Consider the following 10862-nt stretch of genomic DNA (forward strand, 5'->3'; position numbering starts at 1 on the left):
GTCCGGCGCATGTTTCAGGAACCCCACCGTTCCATAGGTGTCGGGCAGGATGATCCGCAGGTTGCCCTCATGCTCCTCCTGCCAGTCCTGCAACACCTGATAGGGGGCCTGGCGCAGGCCAGCATCGGTATCGGCCAGCGCTGAATAGACCATTGGCAGTTCATGCGCATTGGTGCCGATCGCCTCGATGTCGCGCAGCATCGCGATCCGGCAATTCGAGGTGCCGATGAACTTCGACCCCAGCCCCTCTTGCATCGCCTGCACCGCCCAGTCGTGCCACAGGAACGAATGCCGCCGCCGCGTGCCGAAATCGGCAATCCGCAATCCGTCGATCGCGCGCAGCCGCTCGATCTTTTCCCACAGCCGGGTCATCGCGCGGGCATAAAGCACCTGCAATTCGAACCGCCCCATTTCGTTCAGGACCGCCCGGCCGCGCAACTCCATCAGCACCGCCAGTGCCGGAATTTCCCATAGCATGACCTCGGGCCAGCGCCCCTCGAAGGTCAGTTCGAACTGCCCGTCGCGCTTTTCCAGATGGTAGGGCGGCAGCCGCATCCCCTCGAACCATTCCATGAAATCCGACCGGAACATCTGCCGCTTGCCGTAAAACATGTTGCCACGCAGCCAGGTGCTTTCGCCCCGCGTCAGGCTGAGCGAGCGCACATGATCCAGCTGTTCGCGCAACTCGCCCTCGTCCACCAGATCGGCAAGGCGCACCTTGCTGCTGCGGTTGATCAGGCTGAAGACCACCGTGGTGTCCGGCTTGTTGCGAAAAATAGACTGACACATCAACAGCTTGTAAAAATCCGTGTCGATCAGCGACCGGACAATCGGGTCAATCTTCCATTTGTGGTTCCAGACGCGGGTGGCGATATCGACCATGACGGTTCTCCGTTTGCCGCCCTGTCTATGTCATCGCGGGGCGAAAGGTCAAAACCTGATCCTGCAACCGCTGCCAGCAGCGCATAAAGATCAGCCCGGATCAATGGTTTGGTCAGCACCCCGTTCATCCCCACGGCAAGACAATCGTCCCGCTCTTCGGTTGAAACGAAGGCCGTCAGCGCATGGATCGGGCAGGGCGGCAGGCCCTGCGCAGCCTCATGCGCGCGGATCCAGCGGGTCGCCTCGCGCCCGTCCATTTCCGGCATCGATACGTCCATCAGCACCAGATCGGGCGGATCGCGCTGATACAACGCCAGTGCCTCGGCCCCGGTTGCGGCCTCGACGATGCTGGCCACCGACCGTTCCAGCAGTTTGCGGGCAATCAAACGATTGGTGCTGTTGTCATCCGCCACGATCAGCCGAAGCTTGGTGCGCGGTGCAATCAGGGTGCTTGAGGCTGCGGCCTGTCCTGCTTTGGCGCGCGCCATCGGCAGAGCCAGGGTGAACACCGACCCCGCGCCGAAAGTTGACACCACATCAATGTCGCCGCCGATCTGCTGCGCCAGCATCCGTGAAATGGTCAGACCCAGCCCCGTGCCACCAAACTTCCGCGAGATCGAATTGTCCGCCTGGGTAAAGCTTTCGAAAACCTGCCCAATCCGGTCCGGCGCGATCCCGATTCCGGTATCTGCAACCGCGATCCGCACGCTGTCGGGCGCATCGCCCTGCGCCTCTGCCGTTACCGTGACCCGCACGCGGCCATGTTCGGTGAACTTCACCGCATTGCCGATCAGGTTGAGCATGATCTGCCGCAGCCGCCCCGGATCGCCCAGATGCATGCCAAGATTGGCTGGCACATCGCAGGTCAGCATGATGCCCTTTTTGGCGACCGTGGGTTGCAGAATATCCATGCAGCGGCGAACGATCTCCGCCACAGAAAACCGCTCCACTGCGATCTCCACCTTACCGGACTGCAGCTTTGACAGGTCAAGCACATCGTTGATGATGTCCAGAAGGGCGCGCCCTGAATCGATGATGGTGCCTACGTAATCCGTTTGTGCGGGGGTCAGCGCGGTTTCCTGCAACAGTTCCGCCACCCCGATCACGCCATTCATCGGCGTGCGGATTTCATGGCTCATTGTCGCCAGAAACTGCGATTTTGCGCGGTTTGCAGCCTCGGCCACCTGTCTGGCTTCGGCCAGTTCTGCCGCCTGAGCCTTTGCATGCGTGATGTCACGCTCGATCGCGATCCAGACATCCGGGCTGCCATCGGGTTTCAGGACCGGTGTCATCGACACCTCCATCCAGATCAATTGCCCGGACTTGGACCGGTTCTGGATTTCCACCCGGCAAGGCACACCGGCCGCCTGCGCGCCATGCAGTTCCGCAAGCGCCTCGGCTGAGGTTTCGGGCCCATTCAGGATATCACCCGGAAACCGGCCGACCGCTTCGTCAAAGCTGTATCCGGTGGACGTGGTGAAGGCCTCGTTGACCCATTCGATGCGCCCGTCCGCGGCCGTGAACAGTACGTTGTCATTGGCCTTTTGCGCCACCAGTGCCAGACGTTCGGTGCGCCGCGCGGTTTCGGCAAGGGCCGCCTGCGACACCTCAAGCGCACGCTTTTCCTCCAGCAGCGCGCTTTCAAACCGAAGCCGTTCGGCATGGCCGCGGATGGAGGAGCGGATGAACAGCACCGTTGCATAGACAAGGATAAGCCCGGCCAACAACCCGAATGCCTGCTCGGTGTTGGCGAAAACCGCGATATGCGCAACTTTATCGACCGCCATTGCCAGAAACGTCGTGCCGTAGACGCCCAGCCGCAGCCACGTGCCTTCCGGGAAATGCGGCATCACCAGCCCGGCGTTGATCGTGGCTGACATGAGGAACGCCAGCGCGAACCCCTCTGCCGCTGCAAGCGGAATCCATTGCCAGGTAATGATCACACACGCAGCGATGGTCAGCGCCTGGATCAGCGCCATGAACGCCGCCAGCCTCCGCCGCCGCACCGCGCCCTGTGCCACAATCCGGCGCAGCACCAGATGCTCCATCCCGTCGCCCGCCAGCGCCAGAACCACGCACAGCGCCCCCAGCCACGGCTCATGCAAAAGCCCGATGGCAAGCCCGCCCAGCAGCGTCATGCTTTGGCGCAGCAAGAAGCCCCGGCTGCGCCCGCCGGCATAGCGCAGGAACAACCCGTCAGGGCTGTTGCGGGCAAGAAACATGCCCTCAGCGCTGGTCATTCAGTGGCCCCCCGGAAACCATGTCCCACAGCAGCCTAGGGGCGAAAGGTTTAGCGGATATGAATGTCTCAATCCCGCCATCGGACCCCGGTGGCGGCCATCTGTGCCCGCGCCGTGTCCAGCGATCCGTTCAGGTCGATCGCCCGGCAGGCGCTGGCCCGCACCGTGACCTCGAACCCCAGCCGCGCTGCATCCAGCGCCGAATAGGCCACGCAGAAATCCGTGGCCAGCCCCACCAGTTCCAGCCGCGTCACCCCACGCGACCGCAAATACCCTTCAAGCCCCGTAGCCGTCACCCGGTCATTCTCGAAAAACGCCGAATAGCTGTCGATCTCGGGCCGGAACCCCTTGCGGATCACCATCTGCGCCATCCCCGTGCGCAGCACCGGATGAAACTCCGCACCTTTCGTGCCCTGCACGCAATGCGTTGGCCACAGAACCTGCGGCCCGTAGGCCATCTCGGCCATCGAATACGGCACCGCTCCCGGGTGGTTCTCGGCAAACGACAGATGCGTTCCCGGATGCCAATCCTGCGTCAACACGACCACCGGATACTCATCCATGATCGAGTTGATCTCCGGGATGATTTCAGCGCCCCCCCTCACGGCAAGCGCGCCTCCGGGGCAGAAGTCGTTCTGAACGTCGATAACGATAAGGGCATCGGTCGCGGGCAGCATCGGTTGGTCCTTTCCGTCGGTCGCCCACATCCGTAAGGTCGGTTGCGGTATCGGTCAACCGAAAGGGCATTTGCCATGCGGCGCGCACTGGTGTTTGGCGGGGCAGGCCAGGTCGGGCGCGCGGTTGCAGCGGCGCTGGCTGCGGACGGCTGGCAGGTTGACGCCACCACCCACAGCGCCCTGCCAACTGGCCTTGCCGCCACCCCCGTTCCCCACTTCGGCACCCGCGCCGCCACGATCCGAACTGCGCGCTATGACGCGGTGATTGATACCATGGCCTTCACCGCCGCCGATGCCGCCGACCTGATGTCCGCCCGCGATGCGTATGGCCAGCTTCTGGTGATCTCCACCGCCTCGGTCTACGCCGACGCCGCCGGCAACGGGTTTGAATCCGAAACCTTTCCCACCTACCCGCCAGAGATCACCGAAGATCAGCCCACCGTCCCACCCGGTCCCGGCTATTCTGCGGGCAAAGTGGCGCTGGAACAGGCGCTGGGTCCGCAGGCCACCATCCTGCGCCCTGCCGCCATCCACGGCATCGGCGCCCGCCATCCGCGCGAATGGTACTTCGTCAAACGGCTGCTGGACGGGCGCAGCCTGATCCCCATCGAAGACGCCTCTGCCGCCTTCCACACCACCTCCACCACCGCCATCGGTGCGCTTGCCGCCTTCTGCCTTGCGCATGGCCACCACGGCGCTTTCAACGTTGCCGACCCGCAGGCGCTGCCGATCTCGGCCATCGCTGCCACCCTCAGCGCCACGCTGAACCGCCCGGCCACCCTGATCCCGGTGTCGGACCTGCCCGAAAATCTCTCCCACATCGGCCACAGCCCGTTCAGCATCCCCCGCCCGGTGCGCCTTACCACTGCCCGCGCCCGCGCGCTTGGCTGGGACGGCGGGCCGGACTACGCCAGCCTGATGCCTGCCTACTGCCAGTGGCTCGCCAGCCATGCGCCCGATTGGCAGACCGCCTTCCCGATGTTCACCCGCTACGGCCACGATCCCTTCGATTACGCGGGCGAGGACCTTGTTCTTGCCCGCCGAACCGCCTAACTCGCCGCCATGCTGACCGTCGCCGCACTTTATCACTTTACCCGCTTCCCCGACCCCGCCGCGCTGCGTGGGCCGCTGTTGGCGGTTTGCACCGAACACGGCGTCAAAGGCTCGCTCCTCCTCGCGCCCGAAGGCATCAATGGCACCATCGCCGGCACCCGCGAAGGGATAGACACGGTGCTGGCCCATATCGGCGCTTTGCCCGGCTGCAGCGCACTGGAACACAAGGAAAGCCCCGCCGAAACCATGCCCTTCGGCCGCATCAAGGTGCGCCTGAAGCGCGAGATCGTCACCATGGGCCAGCCCGATGTCGATCCGCTCACCGGCACCGGGCACTACGTCGCTGCGCAGGACTGGAACGCACTGATCGCCGATCCCGACACCGTGGTGATCGATACCCGCAACGATTACGAGGTCGCCATCGGCACCTTCGCCGGTGCCATCGACCCCGGCACCCGCGCCTTCAGCGAATTTCCGCGCTGGTGGCAGGCCAACAAGGACCGCCTGCAAGGCAAGCGCATCGCAATGTTCTGCACCGGCGGCATCCGATGTGAGAAATCGACGAATTACCTGATAAGGCAAGGGGTTCAGGACGTGTTCCACCTCAAGGGCGGCATCCTGAAATACCTCGAAAAGGTGCCCGCCAGCGAAAGCCTCTGGCAAGGCGAATGCTTCGTGTTCGATGACCGCGTGTCAGTGGGCCACGGCCTTGTTCCCGGCGGCCTCACGTCCTGCGGTGCCTGCCGCCGCCCGGTCACGCCCGAAGATCGCGCCCATCCGGCGTTCGAGGAGGGCGTCTCCTGCCCCGCCTGCGCCGACGAATACGGCCCGGAAGACCGCGCCCGCTTTCGGGAACGCCAGCACCAGATGACCCTCGCCGCCGCGCGCGGCAAACGTCACCTCGGCGCGTAAGGCGGGGTTCCAGCCCGCCGATCAAAGCAAGCCTTGATTTCTCCACCGTTCGGGGTTTCCCTTGGCACATGGCCAAAGCAGCCCCCGACCCCAGCGCCCAAGCCTCCGGCGAAGCCGCCTCCCGGCTGATCGACCAGCGCATTGCAGATCTCGGCGATTGGCGCGGCGTAACTCTTGCCCGGATGCGCTCGCTGATCCTCGCCGCCGATCCGCAGATTGTCGAGGAATGGAAATGGATGGGCACCCCCGTCTGGTCCCGCCAAGGCATCATTTGCACCGGCGAGGTTTACAAGAAGGCGGTAAAGCTGACCTTCGCCAAAGGCGCCAGCCTGCCCGACCCCGCGCATCTGTTCAACGCCAGCCTCGACGGCAACACCCGCCGCGCCATCGACATACCTGGGGCAGCGGTGGTGGACGCCGATGCCTTCACCGCACTGATCAAAGCCGCCGTGGCCCTGAACCTGCAGGCCGCGACAAAATAAAAAGCGAACGACAGTTCATAAACCTAAAGGTGGCCCGCTGCGGCTAAGAAGTGCACCCGTTCAATTCTCCGAAACGTTAAGAAATCCTGAACACGAAACGGTAACCCATTGAAAACGTTGATACCGAAGGGATGTCCACGCGTGGACACCCCTTCAAGCCGCCGTTTTCTCTGCCAGCATCCCCCGCACCATCGGGATCACCTTCTCCCCATAAAGCCGGATCCCCTCCATCAGCTGCTCATGCGGCTGCGGCCCGCTCGAATACTTCATGTCAAACCGCGCCAGCCCCAATGCCCGCACCGTCCCGACAATTTTCCGCGCCACCGTCTCCGGGCTGCCCACATAAAGCGACCCGTTGCGAACCTCGTCCAGATATCGCGCCTTGGTGACCGGCGGCCAGCCCCGCTCCCGCCCGATCCGGCCGAACATCGTCTCGTAATGCGGCCACACCGCCTCGATTGCCGCCTCATCGGTCGCGGCCACAAACCCCGGCGAATGCACCCCCACCGGCCGCACCTCCCGCTCCAGCTGCTTTGCCGCCCGGTGGTACAGTTCCACATAGGGCACGAACCGCCGCGGATCGCCCCCGATGATCGCCAGCATCAGCTGCAGATCCTGCCGCACCACCCGCACCACCGATTCCGGGCTGCCGCCAACCCCGACCCAAACCTGCATCCCCTCCGGTCCCAGCGGCGGATAAACCACCTGATCGGTCAGCCCGGCCCGCGTCTGCCCAGCCCAAGTGACCCGCTCCTGCCGCACCAGCTTGGCAAACAGGTCCAGCTTTTCCTCGAACAGCACATCGTAATCGGCCATGTCATAGCCAAACAGTGAATAGCTTTCACTGAAACTGCCACGCCCCAGGATCACCTCGGCCCGCCCGTTCGACACCGCGTTCAAGGTGGAGAACCGCTGGAACACCCGCACCGGATCGTCCGATGACAGCACCGTCACCGCCGAGCCAAGCTTGATCCGGCTGGTCCGCCCCGCAATCGCGGCCAGCACCACCTCCGGCGCGGACACCGCGAAATCCGGTCGGTGATGTTCGCCAAGCCCGATGAAGTCGATGCCGACCTGATCGGCCAGAACTGCCTCTTCGACCACGTCGCGCAGAACCTCGTCCTGCCGCTTTAGCTTGCCGTCCGATCCAAGGCTGACATCGCCGAACGTGTCGATCCCTAGTGAAATCTGATGATCCATGACCACCTCCTGTCAGCTGCCAACATAAGCTGCGGCCGAACCGGCGCAAAGCCGTTTTCCTGCACTGCAGTTGCGCGCAGGCGCACTCTCGACAGGAAGGGTTTGGCGGGGGATCATGCGGGAAAAGGAGTGTGCCATGACATCCCCGGAACACCTGACATCCCCGGAACACCTGGCCCTGCACATGGGGCTCGACATTCCCGACTTTGACCCTACCGGCTATTACGGCGCCGATTATGGGACGATGAAGCCATTCCACCGGGTGGGCAGCTTGTTGTTCTTGTCGGGCCACGTGGCACAGATCGGGACGGAGATCACCCACAAGGGCCGGCTTGGGGCGAGCCTTACAACCGATCAGGGCTATGCCGCCGCGCGGCGGACGGGGTTGAACGTGCTGGGGGGTATCCGGCAGGCGGTGGGGTCGCTGGACCGGGTGAAATCGATTGTCCGCACCCTGAACTTCGTGGTCTGCACGCCGGAGTATGAGGAGGTCCACCACGTGTCTTCCGGGCTGTCGGACCTGTTCGTCGAAGTCTTCGGGCGAGAGCGGGGTTTGGGGGGCAGGGCCACGATCGGGGTGCAAGCCTTGGCGGGCGGGGTCTGCTTTGAGACATGGGCCACCGTCGAGGTCGCGGAGTAGGCAGGAAAGCGCAGTCTCAGCGTTCAATCCATAGGCGAATTGTTGGAAATCGTCATGTGTGTTAGGATTGGATACCGCTACGGCAATGCATGTCCACGGCTCCGGGCAGGCAAAGCCGGTACATCTGCCGGCAAGATCTCATGATGGAGGTTGCAATGAAGGTGCCATTGTCATTTGGACCCTCTCTTGTGTTGCTTCAGTTGATCGCCGCTCCCCTGTTCGCGCAAACCGGGGATCTTGTTCTCGCTGAGAAGACTTTCCTGTTGCGATGCGGCGGTTGCCACGAGGCGGGGGCAAACAAACCGGTGGCTTCGACCGAGAACCCCACGCTCGGCCCTTCGCTCCAAGGTCTGTTCGGTCGTCAGGCCGGCACGCTGGCGGACTTTGGCTTTTCCGATGCCATGCGCGCCGCAGGGTTCACTTGGGATGACGCCACGCTTATCGCCTTCATGACCTCCCCAAAGAAGGTGGTTCCGAAGACCAAGATGGCCTTTAACGGGTTGAAACGACAGGGCGAAGCCGAAAGCATCGTCGCCTATCTACACGAAGTCACGGAATAGGCCGTGGGCCCCCGCCTTGACGCGCATCAAATACTGCCAGGCGGGGCTTGCTTCGAGATCTGGGCGAGGGTGTAGGTCGCGGAGTAAGCGCGCCGCTGGCGGCTGAGGGCATGGGCGACGTTGTGCAGCAGGACAAGGATCCTCCGCCGCCGGGCGGCGCGATGCAGGCGGGCGACCTCTTCCGAATGATGTTCGTGCGGGTCCTTGGGCCTGCCATCAGGATGATGTCGGGCCGTGGCCCGCATCAAGTTCAGATCAACGGTGTGTAACATAATGCGCATATCCCTTGGTTGGACTTACAGTTTACGCTGCCTGAAAACACGGGATCTGACGAATCAGGAATTTCTAGCGGACGAAAGAAAAACTTACATGTCACCGCGCTGGCGCGACCTGCCCAACCTTTCCTCTCTGCGTGCGTTTGACGCCACGGCGCGGCATGGCGGCTTTACCGGTGCGGGGCGGGCGCTGAACGTGACGCATGCTGCCGTCACCCAGCAGGTGCGTGCGCTGGAGGCCGAACTGGGCGTGCAACTGGTGCAACGCACCGGGCGCAGCGTCAGCCTGACCGAAGCGGGTCAGCGGCTGGCCCAGACATTGGCAAATGGTTTCGGGGCGATTTCGAGCGGGATCGAGGAGTTGCGCCGCAGCGAGGAACGAAAGCCGCTGCGGGTGGCAACGACGGTCTTTACCGCGCAGGCATTGATCCTGCCGCGCCTGCCGGAATTCTGGGCCAAACATCCGGGCATAGAAGTGGCGATGACGCCCGGTTTCACCACGGTCGATCTGCTGGCGGACGGCTATGATCTGGCCATTCGCGGCTGGCAGGCCGAAGGGCCGGGGATCGAAACTGTGCATCTGGCCCAGACGCGCTGGGTGGTCGCAGGCGCGCCGTCGCTGTTGGGCGAGGGGCCGGTCGATGTGCGCACGCTGCCATGGATCGTGCCGGAAGCGGGGCTTCTGGACATTCTTCGGCAGGCCGGAATTGACCCTGACCCGTCTAAAAGGGTGACCGTCGGCAGCCCGCATCTGGAGATTTCGGCGGCGGTGCTGGGGTTGGGGCTGACCCTTGCCACCGAAGCGATCATCCGGGCCGAACTGGCCACCGGTCAGTTGCGCGAAGTTGACGTGCCGGGCCTTCCTGAAACGCATTACTACGCGACGATGCCAAGCGGACCGCGCCGCGCCGCCACGCAGCATTTTGTGGACTGGGTCAAGACGCTGTTCTGATCGGGCCACATTCTGATCAGGCCGCGTTCCGATCAAGCCTTGTCGCGCACCAGAAGCTGGCCGCCGGGGCCGGGCTTTACCTCGAAACGGGACAGTTTCTTGATCAGATCGGAAAGCTTGGCGGACCCATAGGTGCGGGTGTCGAAATCCGGCGCGCCCTGGGTGATGTACTGGCCGATCTGCCCCATCGAATACCATTCGCCGTCCGGATCAATCGCCCGCATCGCGGCGATGATCAGGGGGATCGCGTTGGACGCCGGTTCCTTTGGCGTCTTGGTCCGCTCTGCTGCTGCGGGCGCGTCGCCGGCCGCTCTGGCGGGCTTGGCCTCTGCTGCGTGTTCACCGTCTTCGATGATGTTCTCGATCAGGATGAACCGGTTGCAGACCTTGCGCAGGCTTTCCGGGGTTTTCGCCTCGCCGATGCCCACGACCTCCAGCCCGTCTTCGCGGATGCGGCTGGCGAGCCGGGTAAAATCGCTGTCCGACGACACCAGCACGAAGGCATCGAACTTGCCTGCATGCAGGATATCCATCGCATCGATGACAAGGCCGATGTCGCTGGCATTCTTGCCCTTGGTGTTGGCCGATTGCTGATGCATCACAAGGCCAAGGTCACGGGCCTGGTTCTTCCAGCCCGCCAGTTGCGTGCTTGACCAGTCACCATAGACCCGGCGCAGGGCCGGTTCGCCTATGGTGCTGATTTCCTTTAGGATTGCTTCGGCATGCCGCGCCAAAACGTTGTCAGCGTCAATCAGGACGGCAAGCAGCTTGGCGCGTGGATCGGCCATTGTAGTCTCCTTTTTTGGCCGAGTCTGCCCGATCAACGAAGAGAAGGAAAGCGGATGGCGCTTGCGCGGTCGCACAATCCCACAGGGTGTCGATTTGATCCATGACAACGCAGTCAAGGGCGTTCAGTTGCATGCTTGCGCGGGGCCATCAGCCCTTCAACGCAGGAGTGCAGAACATGACGTTAACCAGACGCGATACGC

12 protein-coding genes are annotated in these 10862 nt (G+C 63.3%); 6 read left to right on the top strand and 6 right to left on the bottom strand.

Translation table 11 applies throughout. The features are described 5' to 3' along the window. The 3 genes from RMO18_RS10950 to pncA all read right to left on the bottom strand — a co-directional run. On the bottom strand, positions 1–882 hold an 882-nt coding region (locus tag RMO18_RS10950; RefSeq protein WP_309665899.1), incomplete at its 3' end, for a nicotinate phosphoribosyltransferase. Beyond that, entirely contained in the window at positions 816–3122 is a 2307-nt protein-coding gene (locus RMO18_RS10955; protein WP_309665901.1) for an ATP-binding protein, read from the bottom strand. The genes RMO18_RS10950 and RMO18_RS10955, both read right to left, overlap by 67 nt. Before the next feature lie 68 nt (positions 3123–3190). Continuing rightward, the gene (pncA, locus tag RMO18_RS10960) at positions 3191–3799 is read right to left on the bottom strand and encodes a bifunctional nicotinamidase/pyrazinamidase (protein ID WP_309665902.1); all 609 of its coding nucleotides are present in this window, start codon (positions 3797–3799) and stop codon (positions 3191–3193) included. A 75-nt stretch (positions 3800–3874) separates the two neighbouring features. On the opposite strand from pncA, the gene RMO18_RS10965 reads away from it, so the two are divergent. From RMO18_RS10965 to RMO18_RS10975, 3 genes are all read left to right on the top strand, one after another. After that, positions 3875–4852, top strand: a complete 978-nt coding sequence (locus tag RMO18_RS10965) for a sugar nucleotide-binding protein (protein ID WP_309665904.1) — start codon at positions 3875–3877, stop codon at positions 4850–4852. Between the two features lie 9 nt (positions 4853–4861). Continuing rightward, positions 4862–5764: a rhodanese-related sulfurtransferase gene (locus RMO18_RS10970; protein WP_309665906.1), complete on the top strand. Its 903-nt coding sequence runs from the start codon at positions 4862–4864 to the stop codon at positions 5762–5764. Between the two features lie 68 nt (positions 5765–5832). After that, positions 5833–6246, top strand: a complete 414-nt coding sequence (locus RMO18_RS10975) for a DUF1801 domain-containing protein (protein ID WP_309665907.1) — start codon at positions 5833–5835, stop codon at positions 6244–6246. Positions 6247–6399: 153 nt separating this feature from the next. On the opposite strand, the gene RMO18_RS10980 is transcribed toward RMO18_RS10975, so the two are convergent. After that, positions 6400–7446 carry an LLM class flavin-dependent oxidoreductase gene (locus RMO18_RS10980; protein ID WP_309665908.1) on the bottom strand — a complete coding sequence of 349 codons (1047 nt, stop codon included), beginning with the start codon at positions 7444–7446 and terminating at the stop codon, positions 6400–6402. A gap of 136 nt (positions 7447–7582) precedes the next feature. On the opposite strand from RMO18_RS10980, the gene RMO18_RS10985 reads away from it, so the two are divergent. Next, positions 7583–8086 (top strand): RidA family protein, encoded by a 504-nt coding sequence (locus tag RMO18_RS10985; protein WP_309665910.1) that lies wholly within the window; start codon positions 7583–7585, stop codon positions 8084–8086. 155 nt (positions 8087–8241) lie between these two features. Further along, positions 8242–8646, top strand: a complete 405-nt coding sequence (locus tag RMO18_RS10990; RefSeq protein WP_309665912.1) for a c-type cytochrome — start codon at positions 8242–8244, stop codon at positions 8644–8646. 26 nt (positions 8647–8672) lie between these two features. On the opposite strand, the gene RMO18_RS10995 is transcribed toward RMO18_RS10990, so the two are convergent. Further along, a complete protein-coding gene (locus RMO18_RS10995; RefSeq protein WP_309665914.1) occupies positions 8673–8918 on the bottom strand; it encodes a hypothetical protein in 246 nt (81 codons plus the stop codon). Between the two features lie 97 nt (positions 8919–9015). Between RMO18_RS10995 and RMO18_RS11000 the strand changes: the two genes are divergently transcribed. Further along, positions 9016–9873 carry a LysR substrate-binding domain-containing protein gene (locus tag RMO18_RS11000; protein ID WP_309665915.1) on the top strand — a complete coding sequence of 286 codons (858 nt, stop codon included), beginning with the start codon at positions 9016–9018 and terminating at the stop codon, positions 9871–9873. A gap of 32 nt (positions 9874–9905) precedes the next feature. Here the strand turns inward: RMO18_RS11000 and RMO18_RS11005 are convergent, their stop codons facing one another. After that, on the bottom strand, positions 9906–10661 hold the full coding sequence (locus RMO18_RS11005; RefSeq protein WP_309665916.1) for an NYN domain-containing protein: 756 nt from the start codon (positions 10659–10661) through the stop codon (positions 9906–9908). Positions 10662–10862 lie beyond the last annotated feature (201 nt).

This window comes from Tabrizicola sp. (assembly GCF_031377265.1).
GTDB lineage: Bacteria > Pseudomonadota > Alphaproteobacteria > Rhodobacterales > Rhodobacteraceae > JAUYQR01.